The 19,556-nt window shown below is 42.7% G+C and carries 23 protein-coding genes; 9 read left to right on the top strand and 14 right to left on the bottom strand.

The genetic code is table 11. From position 1 onward, the window contains the following. Nucleotides 1–93 precede the first annotated feature (93 nt). The 4 genes from VE944_RS09255 to VE944_RS09240 form a co-directional block, all read right to left on the bottom strand. Nucleotides 94–525, bottom strand: a complete 432-nt coding sequence (locus tag VE944_RS09255) for an HNH endonuclease (RefSeq protein ID WP_324975545.1) — start codon at nt 523–525, stop codon at nt 94–96. 5 nt (nt 526–530) lie between these two features. Further along, nucleotides 531–893 carry a hypothetical protein gene (locus VE944_RS09250; protein WP_324975542.1) on the bottom strand — a complete coding sequence of 121 codons (363 nt, stop codon included), beginning with the start codon at nt 891–893 and terminating at the stop codon, nt 531–533. A gap of 157 nt (nt 894–1,050) precedes the next feature. Further along, nucleotides 1,051–1,266: a Txe/YoeB family addiction module toxin gene (locus VE944_RS09245; RefSeq protein ID WP_324975539.1), complete on the bottom strand. Its 216-nt coding sequence runs from the start codon at nt 1,264–1,266 to the stop codon at nt 1,051–1,053. Next, the gene (locus tag VE944_RS09240) at nt 1,247–1,498 is read right to left on the bottom strand and encodes a hypothetical protein (protein WP_324975536.1); all 252 of its coding nucleotides are present in this window, start codon (nt 1,496–1,498) and stop codon (nt 1,247–1,249) included. Before VE944_RS09240 ends, VE944_RS09245 begins: the two co-directional genes overlap by 20 nt. A 44-nt stretch (nt 1,499–1,542) precedes the next feature. Here VE944_RS09240 and VE944_RS09235 point away from each other — a divergent pair, with 44 nt between their 5' ends. Next, on the top strand, nt 1,543–1,713 hold the full coding sequence (locus tag VE944_RS09235) for a hypothetical protein (protein ID WP_324975533.1): 171 nt from the start codon (nt 1,543–1,545) through the stop codon (nt 1,711–1,713). A 16-nt stretch (nt 1,714–1,729) separates the two neighbouring features. Beyond that, complete coding sequence (locus VE944_RS09230; protein WP_324975530.1) at nt 1,730–2,836, top strand: hypothetical protein; 1,107 nt, start codon at nt 1,730–1,732, stop codon at nt 2,834–2,836. A 123-nt stretch (nt 2,837–2,959) separates the two neighbouring features. On the opposite strand, the gene VE944_RS09225 is transcribed toward VE944_RS09230, so the two are convergent. From VE944_RS09225 to VE944_RS09195, 7 genes are all read right to left on the bottom strand, one after another. Continuing rightward, nucleotides 2,960–3,355: a type II toxin-antitoxin system VapC family toxin gene (locus VE944_RS09225; protein ID WP_324975527.1), complete on the bottom strand. Its 396-nt coding sequence runs from the start codon at nt 3,353–3,355 to the stop codon at nt 2,960–2,962. Beyond that, nucleotides 3,342–3,605 (bottom strand): AbrB/MazE/SpoVT family DNA-binding domain-containing protein, encoded by a 264-nt coding sequence (locus VE944_RS09220; protein WP_322637644.1) that lies wholly within the window; start codon nt 3,603–3,605, stop codon nt 3,342–3,344. Before VE944_RS09220 ends, VE944_RS09225 begins: the two co-directional genes overlap by 14 nt. 173 nt (nt 3,606–3,778) lie before the next feature. After that, on the bottom strand, nt 3,779–5,182 hold the full coding sequence (locus VE944_RS09215; RefSeq protein WP_324975520.1) for a ferredoxin:protochlorophyllide reductase (ATP-dependent) subunit N: 1,404 nt from the start codon (nt 5,180–5,182) through the stop codon (nt 3,779–3,781). Between the two features lie 176 nt (nt 5,183–5,358). Continuing rightward, complete coding sequence (locus VE944_RS09210) at nt 5,359–6,144, bottom strand: DUF5331 domain-containing protein (RefSeq protein ID WP_324975517.1); 786 nt, start codon at nt 6,142–6,144, stop codon at nt 5,359–5,361. A gap of 32 nt (nt 6,145–6,176) precedes the next feature. Beyond that, complete coding sequence (gene bchL / locus VE944_RS09205) at nt 6,177–7,043, bottom strand: ferredoxin:protochlorophyllide reductase (ATP-dependent) iron-sulfur ATP-binding protein (RefSeq protein ID WP_229554234.1); 867 nt, start codon at nt 7,041–7,043, stop codon at nt 6,177–6,179. Nucleotides 7,044–7,731: 688 nt separating this feature from the next. Next, nucleotides 7,732–7,986 (bottom strand): TIGR02450 family Trp-rich protein, encoded by a 255-nt coding sequence (locus VE944_RS09200; RefSeq protein ID WP_190941465.1) that lies wholly within the window; start codon nt 7,984–7,986, stop codon nt 7,732–7,734. Nucleotides 7,987–8,081: 95 nt separating this feature from the next. Continuing rightward, entirely contained in the window at nt 8,082–8,456 is a 375-nt protein-coding gene (locus VE944_RS09195) for a hypothetical protein (RefSeq protein WP_324975508.1), read from the bottom strand. A 424-nt stretch (nt 8,457–8,880) separates the two neighbouring features. On the opposite strand from VE944_RS09195, the gene clpB reads away from it, so the two are divergent. Continuing rightward, on the top strand, nt 8,881–11,499 hold the full coding sequence (clpB, locus tag VE944_RS09190; RefSeq protein WP_324975574.1) for an ATP-dependent chaperone ClpB: 2,619 nt from the start codon (nt 8,881–8,883) through the stop codon (nt 11,497–11,499). A gap of 132 nt (nt 11,500–11,631) precedes the next feature. Here the strand turns inward: clpB and VE944_RS09185 are convergent, their stop codons facing one another. Beyond that, the gene (locus VE944_RS09185; protein ID WP_324975505.1) at nt 11,632–12,198 is read right to left on the bottom strand and encodes an SRPBCC family protein; all 567 of its coding nucleotides are present in this window, start codon (nt 12,196–12,198) and stop codon (nt 11,632–11,634) included. Between the two features lie 421 nt (nt 12,199–12,619). Here VE944_RS09185 and VE944_RS09180 point away from each other — a divergent pair, with 421 nt between their 5' ends. The 4 genes from VE944_RS09180 to lpxD all read left to right on the top strand — a co-directional run bounded on the left by VE944_RS09180 (nt 12,620) and on the right by lpxD (nt 15,807). Next, nucleotides 12,620–12,814, top strand: coding sequence for a hypothetical protein (locus VE944_RS09180; RefSeq protein ID WP_324975503.1), 195 nt, complete (start codon nt 12,620–12,622; stop codon nt 12,812–12,814). Nucleotides 12,815–13,065: 251 nt separating this feature from the next. After that, nucleotides 13,066–13,230, top strand: a complete 165-nt coding sequence (gene rd / locus VE944_RS09175; protein WP_229554227.1) for a rubredoxin — start codon at nt 13,066–13,068, stop codon at nt 13,228–13,230. Nucleotides 13,231–13,279: 49 nt separating this feature from the next. Further along, nucleotides 13,280–14,512, top strand: coding sequence for a BaiN/RdsA family NAD(P)/FAD-dependent oxidoreductase (locus VE944_RS09170; RefSeq protein WP_324975497.1), 1,233 nt, complete (start codon nt 13,280–13,282; stop codon nt 14,510–14,512). A gap of 239 nt (nt 14,513–14,751) precedes the next feature. Beyond that, nucleotides 14,752–15,807 (top strand): UDP-3-O-(3-hydroxymyristoyl)glucosamine N-acyltransferase, encoded by a 1,056-nt coding sequence (gene lpxD / locus VE944_RS09165; RefSeq protein ID WP_324975494.1) that lies wholly within the window; start codon nt 14,752–14,754, stop codon nt 15,805–15,807. 258 nt (nt 15,808–16,065) lie between these two features. On the opposite strand, the gene VE944_RS09160 is transcribed toward lpxD, so the two are convergent. After that, complete coding sequence (locus VE944_RS09160) at nt 16,066–16,971, bottom strand: CoB--CoM heterodisulfide reductase iron-sulfur subunit B family protein (protein WP_324975491.1); 906 nt, start codon at nt 16,969–16,971, stop codon at nt 16,066–16,068. A gap of 422 nt (nt 16,972–17,393) precedes the next feature. On the opposite strand from VE944_RS09160, the gene acpP reads away from it, so the two are divergent. After that, nucleotides 17,394–17,648, top strand: a complete 255-nt coding sequence (gene acpP / locus VE944_RS09155) for an acyl carrier protein (RefSeq protein ID WP_324975488.1) — start codon at nt 17,394–17,396, stop codon at nt 17,646–17,648. 22 nt (nt 17,649–17,670) lie between these two features. On the opposite strand, the gene VE944_RS09150 is transcribed toward acpP, so the two are convergent. Then, complete coding sequence (locus tag VE944_RS09150) at nt 17,671–17,835, bottom strand: hypothetical protein (protein ID WP_324975485.1); 165 nt, start codon at nt 17,833–17,835, stop codon at nt 17,671–17,673. A gap of 96 nt (nt 17,836–17,931) precedes the next feature. Here VE944_RS09150 and fabF point away from each other — a divergent pair, with 96 nt between their 5' ends. Next, nucleotides 17,932–19,182 (top strand): beta-ketoacyl-ACP synthase II, encoded by a 1,251-nt coding sequence (gene fabF, locus VE944_RS09145; RefSeq protein ID WP_324975482.1) that lies wholly within the window; start codon nt 17,932–17,934, stop codon nt 19,180–19,182. Nucleotides 19,183–19,556: the final 374 nt, after the last annotated feature.

The following is a 19,556-nucleotide window of genomic DNA, read 5'->3' as shown; positions in this document are numbered from 1 at the left end:
TTTTACCCGCTTGCCTTTTACTTATGATTGTATCTGCGATCGCTCTGCATCTTCTGGTTAAAAAGAGCGATCGCTTTCTCCTCTGCGGTTTGTTCAATCTTCTGGAGGATGCCAACCCGCAAGTACCCAATAACTGCGAACTTCTAGTGCATCTGCATCATCGCTCAAATGTAAAACTGCAACAGTTACTCTACCAGTTGGCGTTTTGCCAACAATACGTAGACCATCTTCACTCCAGCCAAAATGCTCAAACCAGACTTGAGTACGAGGGTTAAATAGCTTTACCGTTTCGCTCGTCTCTGGATCAACCCCTGTAGTTTTATCACTTTTGTAGCGATTACATAGGGGACAAGCTAGCCACAAGTTTGATTCATCATTGCTACCATTTTTAGATATGGGAATAATATGTTCGATTTCCAAACGTGCCATTACTAAATGCTGAGGACTCAAACAATAACCACAGCGATTTCGAGCATCGGTGCGGACACGAAGTTCTATTTTTACAGAAACGTAAAAGCGGGCCATTACTGTTAATTAAGGGCTGGTTTCAAGCCGCGTTCAACAGCCACTTTTAAGGCTCTTGCTTTACTTATTAAGCCACGTCGATATACTTGCATGAGTTCATCTAGTTGACGAACTTCTGCATCATTAAGCTGTCCCTCTCGGTGACGCGCTTGCAACTCACTGAAAACCTCTTGCTGCTGAGTTTCCATCTGTATATCGCACATAGCCAAAACCTGATCATCTGGTAGAGACTCCAGAGGTAGTTCGGTAATGGCGCGGTCAATCCATTCTAGTAATACATCTTCAAGTCGCCGATGTGTGAAAGCAGCGATTTCCTTTGCCTTTTGTGCCAGTGTTTCAGGGAGTTGAAGGGTGACAATTTCAGCCATTTTCTACCTGTTTGCTTTTACTTATGATTGTATCTGCGATCGCTCTACATCTTCTGGTTAAAAAAGAGCGATCGCCTGAACTAAAACAATATCTCAGCCTGAATAACCTTTATTGCTCATAATGATATTTGCAAGTCAAAATAATCAATAAATCTTCTTACACTTTATAAACTAATCTATGTTCATCTATGATCCGTCTTGACCAGTAACCTTGTAGTTCATATTTTAATGGTTCTGGCTTCCCTATCCCTGCAAAAGGATCCCTTTGTATATCTCTAATCAGTTCCAATATTTTTTCGAAGATTTTTTTGTCTTCTGTTGCCCACTGACCTAATTGCTCAAAAGCTTCTGGTTCAAAGGTAATTTTTTTCATATTCATCTAAATCTACATAAATTAGATTTCCTTTTTCTACATTCTCCAAAGCTTTGAGCAGATGTTTTTTATTAACCTCTGATTTTAAAAGATAAGTAGTTTCATCCTCTTCAGTTGATGGTTCAACTAGCACAATAACTTCTACGATTGTTCCTTCTGGTAGTTCGGTTGCTGAAAGTTCAATCTTGCCATCTTTGCCTACAATAGCTTTTTGTTTAATTCCACTAAGCATAATTAATATTTACTTATATCTTTACTACCTTATTGTAACTATGTTTGACTGAGATGATATTTGAGCGATCGCTTTTCTTTGTTGGCGTGGACGGTTGGTTAAAAAGAGCGATCGCTATTGCATTACAACTCAAATTGGGAATACTGAGTAAAGCGCAGGTATTTGCTGTGCAGAATCGAAGCGACTACCTACCAGACATCACGCTGCTGAAATAGCAACTAGGAGAAAATTGTGAGTTTACCAGTTACAGTAACCTTTATGCTTGCTGATTGGATTGTCAAAGGGCTAACAAATGGAACCCTTGAACGGGTTGGAGGTGTAATTAGGGAAGTAGGCAGTAAGCGTAAGCGAGTAATTACTTGGTTAAGAGAGGTTAATTCAGATCCTCAAGGGATTTTTCAGGTAACTAGTGCAGCCAGTATATTAAACCTGGGTGTCTCAGTTATAGGCTTTGTTGTAATAGCACAACGGCTTAAGGAATTAGAACAACGCTTACAACAAGCACAAAAAGTGTTAAATAACATTAATCGTAAAATCGACCTTAGTTTCTATGCAAATTTTCGTGCTGCAATCGAATTAGCAAATAATGCTTTTACAATGACCAAAATTGAAAATCGTAGAAACAGCGCCCTACAAGCTATTAACCGTTTTTTAGAAGCAGAGCACATTTATGCTGAATACACCGATATCGAAATTGAGCAACAAAGCCAAATTGTTGATGAATATCTGCTGACTTTATCTTTAGCTTACCTAGCTGAAGCACGTTGCTATTTAGAATTAGAAGAACATGATACAGCACTTCGCCGCTTTCAAGAAGGAGCAAAAGTTCTCCGTTCACGTATTAAAAAATATATTGGCATTGTACTCACTTCTAACCCGGCAGCATACTTACAACCTTGTTACAAAGGTCAGATAGATTTGCGTAGACTAACACGAATTTACCAGTGGATTAACCCAAACTTAGATGAAAATGCTGTTTTTGAAATGCAACGTGAGAACTTATTTAAAATGGGAGAACAGTTATATTCTACATATAAATGGGTAGATTCACTCCCGCCAGCAATTTTAACTCGTGATGAAGTTCAAGGAGGTTGGTTCGGGCCAGATCATAAGGATTTAAAACAGGAAGCAGATAAACGTCTTCCTAAAGTTATGGAAGCGGTAGAATCTATGATAGAAACCCATCGCCGTTTCAAATCTTACCAAACAGAATTGCAAGCAATGTCCCAATTAGGAATCAGCTTTCATGACTGGCTTAAATTAACTCCGTCTACAGAAATTAAACCAGACGGCGCAGAATTAATGTATATAATTCCATCCAAACCTTTAGAGTTATAACCTTCCATGTGAACTAAGTACAGCATTTCATTAATAGTGAATTAAATTTAGCAAGACTCCGCGTTCCTCTGCGTTTAAAAACGCTACTATTTGAAGTAAAGTTGTACTAAGTTCGCTATTTTCCTAAGTCAAAGGCTTTTTAACTTCACACTGCATCAGCCCCTTGGCTCTTTTGACAAACTTTTCATCGAATGTATAAAATTCAGAACAGTGCTGACTTTGAGCTAGATGAAAAGCATCGGCAAAATCTAAGCCATTTTCATGCCACTGGATTACTTGAACAACTAAACTAAGATTAGTTAGGTAAATATTAGGTAAACCAAACAAGTTTCTCAAAGCTGTACATATCTCATGTGGTTTAAACTTGTATGCAAATCTTAATACCCATTCAGTCTCAAGTATTACGGTATCTGAAATAAAAATATCTTGAGTCTGGAAAATTTCTCTGCTCTTTTGAAACTGTAATTCGTCATCTTGAGTTAAAAATCTAACGATTATATTTGTATCAACTGCAATCATGCCACGATTCCTCTACACCTTGGCGAATTGCATTATCCATATCCTCAAGAGTTTTAGGTTTTCCCTGATATTTTAAACAACCTGCTACATCATCTAATTTAGTTTCTGCAAAAGGTTTCTTAGGCTTTAAAAGAATTCCATCACCCATATCAATAATAATAAATTCTTGACCTACTTCCCATTGATGAGCTTCCCGCAAAGATTGGGGAATAATTACTTGCCCTTGGGGAGACAATTTGGTAATTTCCATTAACTTAAGAAGTAAAAAACTAAGAGTAATATAAAAATTTTAGCATTTTTGATTATCCCCATTTCTCCTCTTCCTCTGCGTTCTCTGCGCCTCTGCGGTTCATAAAAAAAAGGGCGAACTTTTTGGTTCGCCCGTAACATAGTATTATGCTGTTGCTAAATCCAAACCCAAATCTAAATCTTCGCTTCTTCTCTCACCAACTTATCCCAACCCAAATCTTTCAAATTATTATTCCGACGCAACGGACGAGTCACCAACTCTAACATGTCACGCGCATTCGTAAAGCCGTGAATTTGAGCAAAAGTGAACTCTACAGACCACTTTGTATTAATACCGCGTGCTTCCAATGGGTTAGCGTGAGCCATACCAGTAATTACCAAATCTGGTTTCAACTGATAAATACGCTGAAGTTGATTGTAATTATCCGGCTTCTCTACAATCCTTGGCAGAGGTGAATTCATTTCCTGGCAAGTTTTCTCCAGCAATGCCAACTCAGCAGCTTGATAGCGCTTATCCATGTAGGGAATACCGATTTCGTGAACAGTCATCCCACAACGGATTAAGAATCTTGCTTGGGAAATTTCCAGCAAGTTATCACCCATGAAGAATACAGATTTACCACGAATCAATTTCACATAATCTTCCACGCCTGCCCAAATTTGTGCTTCCCGTTCATCCAAACCCTTGGGAGTAATACCGAACACCGAGCAGATTTTCTCAATCCAAGCGCGGGTTCCATCGGGGCCAATGGGGAAGGGTGCGCCAATGAGTTTACACTTGCGGCGACGCATTAAAGTGGTAGCTGTGCGGCTGAGGAAGGGGTTGACACCAGCGACATAATACCCTTCTTCCAGTACTGGCAGCTCTGTGAAGCGTTTTGCGGGTAGCCAGCCGGAAACTTTGATGCCTTGTTTCTTCAGTTCCAAGGTTAACTGAGTAACCACGGGGTCGGGAAGGGAGCCAAAGAGAACTAAGGGTGGATGATCCACGTACTCAGATTCATCTTGGGCGACATCTTCTTTCTTTTTACCGAAGTTGAGCAATTTAGCGATCGCATTACGTTCAATTTTCTCTGTTTCCGCCACCGGAGCTTTATCAGGACAACGGTTAGCCATAGCAGCTAATACGGTGTCTTCCCCTTGGGTGAAGGCGTAATCTAGACCATTTGCCCGCGCAACAACGATGGGAATCCCGATTTCAGATTCCAGCTTCGGTGCTAAACCTTCCAAATCTGTTTTGATAATTTCGGTGGTGCAAGTGCCAATCCAAACAATTACACTAGGATTGCGATCGCGTTTAATCTGCAAGCACAACCGTTTTAACTCTTCATAATCACTCAGTTGTGCCGAAATATCGCCCTCTTCCAACTCTGCCATTGCATAACGGGGTTCAGCAAAAATCATCACCCCCATCGCATTTTGCAGGAAGTAGCCACAAGTTTTTGTCCCAATCACCAAAAAGAAGCTATCTTCAATTTTTTGGTATAACCACGCCACGCAGCTAATTGGGCAAAAGGTATGGTAATTTCCAGTTTCACATTCAAAGCTTAAAGCTTCTGGTTGTTGAGCGACAGTCATTTTGGTTTTTTCTCCCCTTGATATTTAATGGCATGTCAACGAATTTTAGATTTTAGATTGATAATTTTGGATTGAAGACTGGGACAACAAAAGTATCCTCTGTCTGACGACAATTTCCCTAATTCCTCATCCAAAATCCCAAATCTAAAACTTAAAATTGCGAGGAACGGCAATAATTAAGCGTTGGGGAAGAGACGGGCAATTTCTGATTCATCAAAAACGCCTGCTGGCAGTTCTTCCCCCAAAAAATCGTTATTTTCTTTAGCTTTTTGCAAAGCTGTTTCATCACTCCAGACATCTGACAACACGTCTTTAAACGCATTCTCATCTAGTGGAATATCTTCAAGCGCCTCGTCTTCATCAAGCTTGATTTCCATTGCACCTGTTGTACCGAAGCCCATGTCCCCAAACTCATCTGCTTCTAAAGTAGAGGTTTCGAGAAACTCTTCTTTTGAGTCGTGTCCGTTGGATAAGGAAATATCACCAAAGGCATCTTCGGTTTCCTCTAAATCACTGAGTTCTAGGCTTTGCTCCTCAAAATCCCCAATTGTGACTTCTTGAATTACCCCCATCGCCGCAAAGCTATTTGTATGAGAATGTGTCAAAGTTTCATCTTCAGGCTTTTCGTCAATGACAGATGCTGCTTCTTCTACGAATCTCTCTACTTCGGGGTTAACGAAGCGATTACCAAGAGCGAAATCTGGGTCAAAATGCAAATCCAGCACTTCAATCAGGGTATCAGCATCAGGATTGAGTTTGGCAAAGGGCAACATTAACTGCGCTAGTTTTGGCTCTAGGGCGTTAACAACTCCCAGGATGAGGTAAGAAGGTGGTCGCTTCCCGCCATCAGGTGTGTATACCGATTCTACTTGCATGTGCAGCGTGATCCAGTCCCGATTGTTCTGGAAAAATTGCAACCACTTTTGCTTTAATGAGCCTGTAAAGCTGTGAAAGAATGCCATGTTATTGTCCCCCATCCTGAGAACTTGGTGATTTATACAATCATCAAGTCTAGTTCCTCTTCTGAATTAGGAACCTGGGGTTTACCCGGATTTAGATAAAAATCGGATAACAAAGAGAACAACTCACGATCTGGTGTATCATTAGGCACAACACCTTCTGGACGCGCTAAAATCTGGTCAGCGATGTTGAGATAGTAGTCGCAAACGTAGTTTAGGGAAGGATCTTGCTCTGCCATCTCAAACAAAGTTTTACCTTTTACACGGGAAACACGGATATCTTCAATTAAAGGTAAAACTTCTAGAACTGGCATTGGCACTGCTTCTATATATTTTTCAATCAAGTCGCGCTTAGAGGTGCGGTTGCCAATTAACCCAGCTAGACGCAGTGGGTGAGTTCGTGCTTTTTCACGGACTGAAGCTGCAATCCGATTTGCTGCAAACAAAGCATCAAAGCCGTTGTCTGTAACGATCAGGCAGTAATCAGCATAGTTGAGTGGTGCTGCAAAACCACCGCAAACTACGTCACCCAGAACGTCAAAGAGAATTACATCGTATTCATCAAAGGCGTTGAGTTCCTTAAGTAATTTTACGGTTTCGCCGACTACGTATCCACCGCACCCAGCACCCGCAGGTGGCCCACCAGCTTCTACGCAATCCACACCGCCGTAGCCTTTATAAATTACATCTTCAGGCCAAACATCTTCGTAGTGATAGTCCTTTTCTTGGAGGGTGTCGATAATTGTCGGAATCAAAAACCCAGTCAGGGTAAAGGTACTGTCATGTTTGGGGTCGCAACCAATTTGCAGCACTTTTTTGCCACGTTTAGCTAGGGCGACTGATATGTTACAGCTAGTTGTGGATTTACCGATACCACCTTTTCCGTAGACTGCTAGTTTCACTTTTATTTGCCTCTTATAGCTTCTTGTCAAACTTGTGGCTCAAACATTTGCCTTCACCTTTCTTGAGATGGCGATGCGTAAGGTCTGTGAATGTCATTATTGGGCAAATTACCTAGAAAAGAAAGTGGCTCTTAATTTGGAAAACGGTCTTATCCGATGAATTAAATCACAATTATATTTATTTGGGGTTTTATCGCCCTTAAAGACTTTATTAGTTCTAAAAAACATAAATAAACACTTTTTATTACTTATTTTTATAAAAAGAGTTACAAAAAGCAAAAAACTGAAATTGGCTTTTTTGAATGCTTTTCATAGAATTAGCTGATGGTCAGACAACGTGTTTTCAATATATTGGGGCGCAGGGGCAAGGGTAAAGAGAGGTATATGCAGCCTGATGCTGGAAATACTATTGGAATTTGCGTTAGCGTAGCTCACCGTACCACTTCCCTACGGGACGCTACGCGAACGTGGAAGCAAGCTACGCGTAGCGTCTGTCTGCGACACGCTGTGCGAACGTAGAGAAGGTATCGCAGATAAATTGCCAGTTTTCAGTCTCTAGTCACAACCATTTAATTGCTGCTTGAGAGTAAGTTAGTCTGTTTTTGTAAAAATTTATTAAATTACCAAATTTAGGAGGCGGCAGCCCTCTTAATGGGCATTCCCAGCCAGAGACTGGGAACAAGGCTAATTAAGACACCTCAGTTTCAACTCCGTGGATTTCCTGTAATGTTTGCCAGCCAGCTTGCCACTGGGAGTTATCTTGTAATAATTTGGCATTTATCCAAAAACGGACTTTAGGATCACAAGCAGCAACCATTTCGGCGTAAACCCAGTTAGCCTGATTTTTACGATTGACTACTTGAAAGTGCCGCCAACCATCAACTTTTTGCTGTGCCGTCCACTTAGAACCAACTAGGTAAGGAAATTTCTGTTTTTTAGTCATTTGTCATTAGTCATTTGTCATTTGTCAATGGGCATTGGGAAAACACTTTCTTTATTCCCAGTCCCTAGCCCCCAGTCCCTAATCCCCAATCCCAGCTAAGATGTCACCAAATCACCATTACGGGTAAACTTCTGGCAATGCAACTCATTATCTTGCTGGACACATAGCGAAAACCATCTGATATGACTCCAGCAGGTGTTGATGTTGTTGGTAATTTTGCGCTTTTTCTTAGAAAGGCGTTGTCTTACAACTTCATTAGGGCAAAGAATCTCTAACGTCCCAGTACCATCTTCGTAATTGACGATGCGAAATAGACAGTCTTGCAACACTGCACGGCTGCTGCTGTCGAAGAACCGCTTAAATCGCTGTAGCTTTTCCCCTTCAGTCATTTGGCTGATGGGTTTTATTTTCAAGAAATCCTCATCCTCAAAATCAAAGTCATCATTTTCAAAGTCGTAGGGGTCAATCATTTTTAGCATCCACTAGGCGACCTGGGATTATGGTAACTCTGTGTGGAGGCAGAAGGAGAATAGTGGAGGCAAGGTAGAAGAACTTTTCTGGAAAAGTCACTATCGAGTATTTGGAGATGAACAGTGCTTCTCAAGTAGCAGCCCGACAATTATGGATTCGCTTGAGTTTGTTTCCGTAGTTGTACAGCACAACAATAAATGGGAAATAGGAACTACGGGAAAATACGACTTTTACAAGACGTGAACACCGATCTAGGCGATCGCTCTGCTGTTCATACAATATCTATTGAGAACAGAAATTTTATTTACTTGGTGTTCTGGTGGTAGCCTGCAACAAGCCCTCCGGGTTCAGCAGTCGCTCATGGGGGAAACCCCCAAGACCGCGCTGCTTCACCACTGCGCCTTTACGTTCCTGAAAAAGCCTATGCAACCTACTAATCCTAACCAATTTACAGAAAAAGCCTGGGAAGCGATCGCCCATACCCCAGATATTGTTAAACAATATCAACAACAGCAAATTGAAAGTGAACACCTGATGAAAGCACTGCTAGAACAAGATGGTCTAGCAACTGGGATTCTCACCAAGGCGGGTGTTAACCTCCAAAAACTGCGCGATCGCACTGAACAATTTTTCCAACGTCAGCCGAAAGTATCTGGTAATAGTACCTCAGTATACTTAGGACGCAGCTTAGATACACTTCTAGATCGAGCAGACGGATATCGTAAAGAGTTTCAAGACGAATATATTTCAATTGAACACTTATTGTTGGCTTACGCTAAAGATGACCGCTTTGGCAAAGCTTTATTCCAAGAGTTTGCTTTAGACGAAGGCAAACTCAAAAATATTATTAAACAAGTTAGAGGGAGCCAAAAAGTGACCGATCAAAATCCAGAAGGCAAATACGAAGCACTGGAAAAATACGGGCGTGACCTTACAGAAGCTGCACGTAAAGGTCAACTCGATCCAGTGATTGGGCGAGATGATGAGATTCGTCGCACTGTGCAAATTCTCTCTCGCCGCACCAAGAATAATCCTGTGCTAATTGGTGAACCAGGCGTTGGTAAAACTGCGATCGCTGAAGGATTAGCACAACGCATTATCGCAGGTGATGTACCCCAATCTCTCAAAGACCGCAAGCTGATTTCTTTAGATATGGGTGCTTTGATTGCAGGGGCAAAATTCCGGGGTGAATTTGAAGAACGCCTGAAAGCAGTATTAAAAGAAGTTACTGAATCTGGCGGCAATATTGTTTTATTTATTGATGAAATTCACACCGTTGTTGGCGCTGGTGCAACCCAAGGCGCGATGGATGCTGGTAACTTGTTAAAACCAATGTTGGCGCGGGGCGAATTGCGCTGTATTGGGGCGACAACTCTAGATGAATACCGCAAACATATCGAAAAAGATGCGGCACTAGAAAGACGCTTCCAGCAGGTTTATGTCGATCAGCCCAGTGTAGAAGATAGCATTTCGATTTTGCGCGGTTTGAGAGAACGTTATGAAAACCACCACGGGGTGAAAATTTCTGATAGTGCTTTAGTTGCAGCAGCAGTATTGTCGAGTCGTTATATTAGCGATCGCTTCCTTCCTGATAAAGCTATTGACTTAGTGGATGAAGCCGCCGCGAGATTAAAAATGGAGATTACCTCCAAACCAGAAGAACTCGACGAAATTGATCGCAAGATTTTGCAATTGGAAATGGAGAAGCTTTCGCTGAAAAAGGAAAGTGATGCAGCTTCTCGTGAACGTCTAGAAAAATTGGAAAAAGAAATTGCTGATCTCAAAGAAGAACAAAGAACCCTCAATAGTCAATGGCAGTCTGAAAAAGATATCATTGACAAAATTCAGTCTGTTAAAAAAGAGATTGAACGGGTCAACTTAGAGATTCAGCAAGCAGAACGCGACTACGACCTTAACCGCGCTGCGGAGTTGAAATATGGTAATTTAACTAGTTTGCATCGCCAATTGGAAACAGTAGAATCTGAATTGGCAAATGCTCAAAGAAGTGGTAAATCACTATTACGGGAAGAAGTCACAGAAGCTGATATTGCCGAAATTATTTCTAAATGGACAGGAATTCCGATCAGCAAGTTAGTGGAATCTGAGAAAGAAAAACTGCTGCATTTAGAAGATGAACTGCACCGCCGCGTAGTTGGACAAGAAGAAGCAGTCACAGCTGTAGCTGATGCAATTCAGCGATCGCGGGCTGGACTGGCTGATCCTAATCGTCCCATCGCTAGCTTTGTTTTCCTTGGGCCTACGGGTGTGGGTAAAACTGAGTTGGCGAAAGCGCTGGCGGCGTATATGTTCGATAGCGAAGACGCGCTAGTGCGAATCGATATGTCGGAGTATATGGAGAAACACGCAGTTTCTCGTTTGATCGGTGCGCCTCCAGGATACGTGGGTTACGAAGAAGGTGGACAACTTACAGAAGCGATTCGTCGCCGTCCTTATTCAGTGATTCTTTTCGACGAAATCGAAAAAGCACACCCCGATGTATTTAATATCTTCTTGCAAATTCTTGATGATGGTCGCGTCACTGATGCCCAAGGTCATAAAGTAGACTTTAAGAACGCTATTATCATCATGACCAGCAACATCGGTTCGCAGTACATTCTTGATGTCGCCGGAGATAACGCCCACTACGACGAAATGCGCCGTCGAGTCATGGAAGCAATGCGGAATAGCTTCCGTCCAGAGTTCCTCAACCGGATTGACGAAATCATCATCTTCCACGGTTTGGATAAGAAGGAATTGCGGCATATTGTGCTATTGCAAGTTGAGAGATTGCGGCAAAGATTGAGCGATCGCAAAATATCCCTCAAGCTCTCGGATGTTGCACTTGACTTTTTAGCAGAAGTAGGGTATGACCCAGTTTATGGGGCACGTCCACTGAAGCGGGCGATTCAGCGAGAGTTAGAAACTCAAATTGCCAAAGCCATCTTGCGCGGTGAATTTATCGATGGCAACACCATCTTTGTAGATGTGCAAAATGAGCGTCTTTCTTTTAGTCGCTTACCTGCTGAGGTGTTTACCAGCTAATTGAAGCTCATTTGACAAAAAAGCATAAAGAAGCCCACCCCCAACCCCTCCCCGCAGGCGGGGAGGTTAGCTCAAGCGTAGCTTTGGCGGGGTGGGGTTCCGGGTATTATGCTTAATTGCCCGGACATCATATTACGAATTATCTTGACCCTTACAAAGTACTTGTCGCATTTTACGCATATTTGCAGGCAACTCAAAGTTCATTGCTTGTTGAATAAAAATTGATGGAATTGGAATCAGAGGTGTAGCTTGCACAGTATAAGCAAGTATTGTGCCGTTACCGCAATCTTTGAGTACTAAATTGGCGTTAAAATCCTCAAAAGTCCCTTTTTCCATGCGAAATTGGATTTGTTGCCCCAGCACTTCTACAACGTTGAGGTAAATTTCAACTTGAGCTGTGAAAAAGAAAAAGGCTTTTTGTGCTGCTTGATACAGGCGTTTGACTTCACCTTTGTGTAATATCTCGCTTTTGGTGATATCAGGAAAATATTGCACCCACCGGGGGTAATCAGTTAATTGCTGCCAGACTTGCGATCGCACCATCGGTACATACATCCAGGCTGTCACCGCGCCACCCCAGGCTTTGTGCGATCGTGTTTCTATTAAAATTTCACCCTGTACCAGCAACTTTTGCTTGTCTTGATTCCAAGCCATATCTGAACCTGCAATAATTGAGTCTGAGATATGATACGCAGACATAATGATTTTAGTTACTCCTCAACTCATCCACCTAAATGGAGTTGAAACTACAAGCTATAAAACTTGATTTAGATTCCAACTCACTAAATTTTAGTTCCAGTCTAATGCCTATCTTTCCAGAAACGGCGAGTTTTTGGTAATTATTTCAGTTATATTACTGGAAAAACTGTAGTTCTTATCACAATTAACACAATTAATATTTAAGTAAACTTTATAATAACGGTATTTATAAATTAAAAACTAAGTTCTTAACAGCTAGAATGGCACAAAGACGACCTAATATCAAGTGTTTTACCCCAACGTTTGGATAGGATCTCTCGATTTTTACGTGTTATTTCTGATGAAACTGTAGCTTTATCGTAATTTCATATTTTATTGTCAATATCAAGTGTAATCTCTGTTGAGTTGAGAGGAAAAGTAGGTGAGTCAATCTTCTTTAAATCGTAGATTAATCCAGATTTTCGGTATCCTTCTCGGCATTAGTGTAGCCGTCTGGGTACTGAGAGGTTTTGGTATTCTCACTTTTATTCCAGGTGGAATAATTTGGTTACTGCTACTAGGGGCGATCGCGATCGCGGTTATCAGTTACGTCCAAAGGACTTGGTGGCGTTTTTAGTCATTTGTCATTGGTCATTTGTCATTTGTCATTGGTATAAGATACAAGAGTTTTTGGTATAGCAATCCGATAGCGAAGCGGTAGCGAGTCATCGAGCGTCTTTGATTTCTAAATCACTCGTAAAGGTAAGGGACTGGGGACTGGGAAGAAGGAAAAGTGGTTTCTCTTGGACTAATGACAGCCTATTTTGACTAACTACCAGAAGTATTTAATACTGAAGCAAAGCCAACAATTTACTAAGGGAAACGAACATGGCAAAGTATATATGTACTGCTTGCGCCTATGAATATGACCCAGAAGTAGGCGATCCAGATAGCGATATAGCGCCGGGAACAGCCTTTGAAGCTATACCAGATGATTGGGTATGTCCGACTTGTGGTGCCACAAAAGATCAATTTGAACTAGTTGAAGAGTGAAGATAACAGCTAGCCTAGTAAAGTACGTGCTATTGAGAAATTTTAAAACTTGCTACCGTTACGAATCGTAGTTATTGGGGGTGGAGCAGCAGGATTTTTTGGCGCGATCACTTGTGCTAAAGCCAATCCTGATGCCCAAGTTACTTTACTTGAAGCCAGTCGTCAACCCCTAGCGAAAGTGTTAATTTCTGGTGGCGGACGCTGCAACGTTACTCACGCTTGCTTTTTGCCTGAGGAGTTAGTGCAAAATTACCCCAGAGGTGCAAAAGCTTTGCGGGGTGCTTTGACTCGCTTTGGGCCTCAAGACACAGTAGCTTGGTTTGCTGCTGGTGGAGTCTATCTAAAAACTGAAGCCGATGGGCGGATGTTTCCTGTCACCAACACTTCAGAAACCATTGTGGAATGTCTGATTAAAGCGGTGGCGACATCTGGGGTCAAACTCCGTATCGGTACACACGTAACTTCAGTGACCGCAACAGATGGGGGGTTTGATATTCTTCTGAAGTCGGGAGATCCGATTAAATGCGATCGCTTACTTCTTGCAACCGGCAGCAGCCTTGTAGGTTATAAAATTGTCAAAGAGTTAGGTCATCAAATAGAACCGCCAGTACCTTCTTTATTTACCTTCAATATTGCTGATCCTCAATTGCGATCTCTAGCTGGAGTTAGCGTTAACCCTGTGCAATTGCGGTTATCTGGGGGTGGAAAATCCCAATTACAACAAACTGGCCCATTACTAATTACCCACTGGGGTTTGAGTGGCCCCGCAGTTCTGAAGCTTTCTGCTTGGGGTGCGAGAGTTCTGCACGAAAGCCGCTATCAAGCCACATTATTGATTAATTGGTTGCCTGATTTGCAACAAGAAGAAGTGCGAGAAAAAGTTTTAGCAGTTAAAGATGAATGGGGAAAGAAAGCGATCGCATTGCATCGCGGCGTTGACCTACCCCATCGTCTCTGGCAATATATCATTGCCCGTGCAGGTATCACCACAGAAGACCGTTGGGCAGAAATATCTAATAAAACCTTAAATAAACTGGTGCAAGAAATTACTCAGGGACAATATTTAATTAGTGGCAAAGGAGCCTTTAAAGAAGAATTTGTTACCTGTGGCGGTGTCAATCTCAAAGAAGTCAATTTTAAGACGATGGAAAGTAGGTTAGTTCCTGGTCTTTATTTTGCCGGAGAAATCTTAGATATTGATGGCGTCACCGGTGGGTTTAACTTCCAAAGTGCTTGGACAACAGGGTATTTAGCAGGGATAGCAATGGCGACTAGCGATTAGGCCGGCTTAGGGAGCGAAGAGGCAGGGGGAGCAGGGGGAGAAAAGAATTACCGAACAATAACCCTCTTTTTTTAAGAGCTTCCCCTACCTCCCCTGCTTATCCAAACAGTATTGGGTCAAATCTCCATTCTTTTCCATCCCTCTTCTCCAACCCATCAATTTGAAAATAATTACTAATTCGTAATCCCTAATGGGAAAATTGTTTTGCCATTGTAGATCGATTTTGAATACACCCAACAATGAAATTCAGCGAAATTCTCCGCCAATTTGGTGATGCCGCTACCAATCATAGCCTAACTAGCAACCCAGACCATGACCCGGAAATTACAGGGGTAGCAGCTATTGATGAAGCTAGCAACGGTACTCTCAGCTACGTAGAAGGCGCAAAATTTGGATCTTTTGTCGCTAAAACTAATGCTAGTGCTTTAATTTTGCCTCAAGACGAAAAATTACAAGTGCTTGCACAAGAGAGCGGTATTGTCTGGCTTGCAACCCCAGATCCGCGATTATTGTTTGCCAAAGCGATCGCACTTTTTTACCAACCATATCGCCCTATTCCAGAAATTCATCCCACTGCTGTGATTCACTCTACGGCAAAAGTTGGTAATGATGTTTACATTGGCCCCCATGCTGTGATTCAGCATGGGGTGGAAATTGGCGATGGCGCAATTATCCATCCCAATGTGGTGATTTATCCAGATGCCAAAATAGGCGATCGCACCACCTTACACGCCAACTGTACCATCCACGAACGCACCCGCATTGGTGCAGATTGTGTGATTCACAGTGGTGCTGTCATCGGCGCAGAAGGCTTTGGTTTTGTTCCTACCCGGACTGGTTGGTTAAAAATGGAACAATCCGGCTATACAGTCTTAGAAGATGGCGTGGAAGTTGGCTGCAACAGTGCAATTGACCGCCCAGCCGTCGGAGAAACACGGGTAGGTCGCAATACAGTAATTGATAACTTAGTGCAAATAGGTCATGGTTGCCAAATCGGTTCTGGCTGTGCGATCGCAGGTCAGGTTGGCATGGCGGGAGGTGTTAAGCTGGGAAATCGCGTTATCTTAGCTGGACAAACAGGAATAGTCAACCAAGTGAAGATGGGAGATGGGGCGATGACATCTGCTCAAACTGGAATTCACAGTGATGTTGCACCAGGAGAAGTTGTCTGTGGAACTCCAGCCCTGCCTTACAAACTATATCTCAAGGTATGTGCTGTTTATGGTCGTCTGCCAGATATGTATCAATCGCTAAAACAATTGCAACGTAAATTCAAAGATAGCCCTGGCGACTAGTGCCGCAAGGCAAAAGTCAAAAGTTTTGTATATCAAAGCTTTTACTTGTTTCAAATGGTAGCTTGATTTCCGCCGCGCTGTACTCGAAGTCGCGGCTACACAGAAAAAACCCACCTCCGTAGGTTTAAAATTTTTAATTGTTGATTAGAAAATAGCTTTTCCCAATCAAATGAGTTACATCATAGCCCCCTCCTCGCTTGCGGGGAGGGGGTTGGGGGTGGGGTTCTGTACCTACTCAACTGAGAACCCCTATAAGTTCTAAAATCCTAACTTTTCCAATAGTGGCTTTGTAGAAACAACGTGGCGATCTAAACCCAGTTCTTTTGGACTAACCCCAAGTGCCAAAGCAATCAACTGGGGTAAATGCAACACTGGTAAACCTAACTTTTGCTCAATAACCTTTTCCACCTCTGGCTGACGCGAATCTAAATTTAAGTGGCACAAAGGACAAGGTGTAACTATACAGTCAGCACCAGATGTCAAAGCATCCTGAATATGCATGCCCGCCATCTTGAAAGATTGGGTAGTGGCATAGCTAGCCAGGGGCCAACCACAACATTGTGTCCGGCCCCGGTAATAAATTGGTGTTGCACCCACCGCCCGAAACATATTTTCCATCGCTTCCGGTTGGAACGGGTCATCATAGGGCATAGATTTTTGGGCGCGGAGGAGATAACAGCCATAAAAAGCCGCGCATTTTAATCCAGTTAACTTCCGGGTGACACGTTTGGTAATTTCCTCTAAACCGTAATCTGTTACCAAGGCGTAGAGAAGATGTTTAACATCGGTAGTGCCGCGATAAGGTGAACAGCCTTCTTTATCCAGTAAGCCATTAACCTGTTGAATGTACGCCGGGTCAGAAGTCTTACATTCTTTCAGGTGTTCATTTACATGACCGATAACACCTTGACAAGTGCTGCAATGGGTAAGTAAGGGCAAATTTAATTCTTCTGCTAGGGCAATATTTCTGGCGTTGACTGTATCTTCTAGCAGTTGGGAATCTTCTTTAAATGTGCCAGAACCGCAGCAAGCAGCTTTTTTAAGTTCAACTAGTTCAATGCCCAGTGCTTGGGTAAGCGCTTGAGTTGACTGGTAAAGTTCCCGACAGGCCCCTTGGGCAACACAACCGGGGAAGTAAGCATATTTAAGTGTCTGAGATAGCATAGAGGTATGTTTGGGTTAGAGCGATCGCTCTAAAACAATAACTGTTTTATTATTCCTTGTTAGCACCTAAGCTAGGTATGTTTGACGTTCACCGTCTCTTTAACCGTCTAGGTTCAAAGCCGCAGCGTCTATATATTCTGATTGCTAGCAAGGCTGTAAATACTGACCGAGACATTGTAAAGAAAGTTAGCAATAATTGGACAACCGAAACATTTACATCCTATTGGCAATGGCATAGCCCACTCCCCTACCCAATTCTAAGAAAAATTACCCGATTCTTTTGAGTAAGGGGAGGGATTTTCTAACAGAAAAACCCTTGGTAGTATACGGGCGATCGCGCTTGACGATAAGATGTATATGCTCAAAACAATGTTTCCCGTAAAGAGCAGAACCTAGTAACTGGTTAAGGACTTTTATTATTTATGAGCCAAACGGAACTTTTTGATAAGGTTAAGAAAATTGTCACCGAACAACTGAGTGTTGAAGATCCAGGCAAAATCACTCCCCAGTCCAAATTTATGGAAGATTTAGGAGCAGATTCCTTAGATACCGTTGAACTGGTAATGGCTTTGGAAGAAGAATTTGATATCGAAATTCCTGACGAAGCTGCCGAGCAGATTATCTCGGTTCAAGACGCAGTAGATTACATCAATAACAAAGTTACCGCATCAGCTTAAAAAAGTTTTGAGTCTTTGAAGTTTAAATGGCAATGCCATGCCCCCTCTGGGCATCTAGGCAAAAACCACTGATCTGACTTTTCACTGAGTGCTGAGAAACGCGATTAATCGCGTCTGTACAGGGTTTAGGAGTTAGAGTTTTAGGAGCCAAAAGTTCGGAATTTTCTCCATCTTTGGGTGCTTCCAAAACTCAGAACTCAGGACGGGCTAAACGCCCCGCTAACGCTAACAAAACTTAGCACTCTTTAATGCCTGCTGCTTTTTCGCCACCTTTAACTGAATCATGACAGATCATACACGTAAACGTGTTGTTGTAACTGGTGTTGGCGCGATTACACCTATAGGTAACACAGCAACAGAATATTGGGATGGATTATTGAGTGGACGTAATGGCATTGACCGCATCACATTTTTTGATGCGTCTCGCCATGATTGCCGCATTGCTGCTGAAGTAAAAAACTTCGATCCACATGATTACTTGGAGCGCAAAGAGGCCAAGCGCATGGATCGATTTGCCCAATTTGGGGTTTCGGCAGCAAAACAGGCTCTAGCTAACGCGCAGTTAGTTATTAATGAACTGAATGCAGAACAGGTAGGTGTCATGATCGGTTCTGGCGTTGGTGGCATTAAGGTATTAGAAGACCAGCAAACTATCTACCTAAACCGTGGGCCAGATCGCTGTAGTCCATTCATGATACCGATGATGATCGCCAATATGGCAGCAGGATTAACGGCAATTCACACGGGTGCTAAAGGGCCAAATTCCTGCCCTGTAACTGCTTGCGCTGCTGGTTCTAACGCTGTAGGCGATGCTTTTCGCTTAATTCAAGGGGGATATGCCCAGGCGATGATTTGCGGCGGAACAGAGTCGGCTGTGACACCATTATCTATGGCTGGGTTTGCCGCTTGCAAAGCCCTCTCTTTTCGTAATGACGATCCATATAGAGCTTGCCGTCCCTTTGACCGCGATCGCGATGGATTTGTCTTGGGTGAAGGTTCAGGAATTTTAATTCTCGAAGAACTGCAACACGCCCTCAGTCGCGGCGCTCACATTTATGCCGAAATGATCGGCTATGGTATGACCTGTGACGCTTACCATATCACTTCCCCTGTCCCTGGTGGACTTGGAGCCGCTAGAGCAATAGAACTAGCACTCAAAGATGCCAACATAACTCCTGAACATGTTAGCTATATTAATGCTCACGGCACTAGTACCCCAGCTAATGATTCAACAGAAACCTCAGCAATCAAAAAAGCTTTGGGAGAACATGCCTATAAGGTGGCAATTAGCTCCACCAAATCTATGACAGGTCATTTATTGGGCGGTTCTGGAGGTATTGAAGCAGTCGCAACAGTGCTGGCGATCGCTAATGACCAAATTCCGCCGACAATCAATCTGGAAAATCCCGATCCAGAGTGTGACTTAGATTACGTGCCTAACTATAGCCGCGCTCAAAAAGTTGAGGTGGCAATATCCAATTCTTTTGGGTTTGGCGGTCATAATGTCACACTGGCCTTTAAGAAATACGTTTAAAAGAAGTCAAGAGGGGACAAGGGGACAAGGGGACAAGGGGATAAGGGGATAAACAAAACTCCTAACTCCTAACTCCTAATGCCCCATGCCCAAAGTATCAGAAATATCATTCCGATATAACTTAAGCGTTCAGCATGACCCAATTATCAGCTTGATTTATCACCATAAACTCAGGAGATCCCGCTTGTCGATGGACAAGCGGGAGTGGGATGATGAGGATACTGTGGGGAATCTAAAATAACCCCAGCAAGAGAAGCTACGAAGAGTGCTAACCCGTCGTTAAAAACAAGAGATTATGACTGTTGCAACCCAATCCGCCAAAGAATTGTCCGTCGAAGAACTGGCTATTAACTCGATCCGCTTCTTGGCTATTG

The sequence above is a fragment of the Nostoc sp. genome, assembly GCF_035638895.1.
In the GTDB taxonomy this organism is placed as follows: Bacteria; Cyanobacteriota; Cyanobacteriia; order Cyanobacteriales; family Nostocaceae; genus Nostoc.
This window is presented reverse-complemented; position numbering and strand designations above follow the sequence as displayed.

Excerpts from the sequence above, each read along its gene's own strand:
- VE944_RS09250 (WP_324975542.1), bottom strand. The coding sequence starts at position 893 with ATGGCTGAAATTGTCACCCTTCAACTCCCTGAAACACTGGCACAAAAG.
- VE944_RS09225 (WP_324975527.1), bottom strand. The coding sequence starts at position 3,355 with ATGATTGCAGTTGATACAAATATAATCGTTAGATTTTTAACTCAAGAT.
- VE944_RS09215 (WP_324975520.1), bottom strand. The coding sequence starts at position 5,182 with ATGACTGTCGCTCAACAACCAGAAGCTTTAAGCTTTGAATGTGAAACT.
- fabF (WP_324975482.1), top strand. The coding sequence starts at position 17,932 with ATGACAGATCATACACGTAAACGTGTTGTTGTAACTGGTGTTGGCGCG.
- VE944_RS09160 (WP_324975491.1), bottom strand. The coding sequence starts at position 16,971 with ATGCTATCTCAGACACTTAAATATGCTTACTTCCCCGGTTGTGTTGCC.
- clpB (WP_324975574.1), top strand. The coding sequence starts at position 8,881 with ATGCAACCTACTAATCCTAACCAATTTACAGAAAAAGCCTGGGAAGCG.
- VE944_RS09240 (WP_324975536.1), bottom strand. The coding sequence starts at position 1,498 with ATGCTTAGTGGAATTAAACAAAAAGCTATTGTAGGCAAAGATGGCAAG.
- VE944_RS09200 (WP_190941465.1), bottom strand. The coding sequence starts at position 7,986 with ATGACTAAAAAACAGAAATTTCCTTACCTAGTTGGTTCTAAGTGGACG.
- VE944_RS09185 (WP_324975505.1), bottom strand. The coding sequence starts at position 12,198 with ATGTCTGCGTATCATATCTCAGACTCAATTATTGCAGGTTCAGATATG.
- VE944_RS09195 (WP_324975508.1), bottom strand. The coding sequence starts at position 8,456 with ATGATTGACCCCTACGACTTTGAAAATGATGACTTTGATTTTGAGGAT.
- lpxD (WP_324975494.1), top strand. The coding sequence starts at position 14,752 with ATGAAATTCAGCGAAATTCTCCGCCAATTTGGTGATGCCGCTACCAAT.
- rd (WP_229554227.1), top strand. The coding sequence starts at position 13,066 with ATGGCAAAGTATATATGTACTGCTTGCGCCTATGAATATGACCCAGAA.
- acpP (WP_324975488.1), top strand. The coding sequence starts at position 17,394 with ATGAGCCAAACGGAACTTTTTGATAAGGTTAAGAAAATTGTCACCGAA.
- VE944_RS09220 (WP_322637644.1), bottom strand. The coding sequence starts at position 3,605 with ATGGAAATTACCAAATTGTCTCCCCAAGGGCAAGTAATTATTCCCCAA.
- VE944_RS09255 (WP_324975545.1), bottom strand. The coding sequence starts at position 525 with ATGGCCCGCTTTTACGTTTCTGTAAAAATAGAACTTCGTGTCCGCACC.
- VE944_RS09245 (WP_324975539.1), bottom strand. The coding sequence starts at position 1,266 with ATGAAAAAAATTACCTTTGAACCAGAAGCTTTTGAGCAATTAGGTCAG.
- VE944_RS09210 (WP_324975517.1), bottom strand. The coding sequence starts at position 6,144 with ATGGCATTCTTTCACAGCTTTACAGGCTCATTAAAGCAAAAGTGGTTG.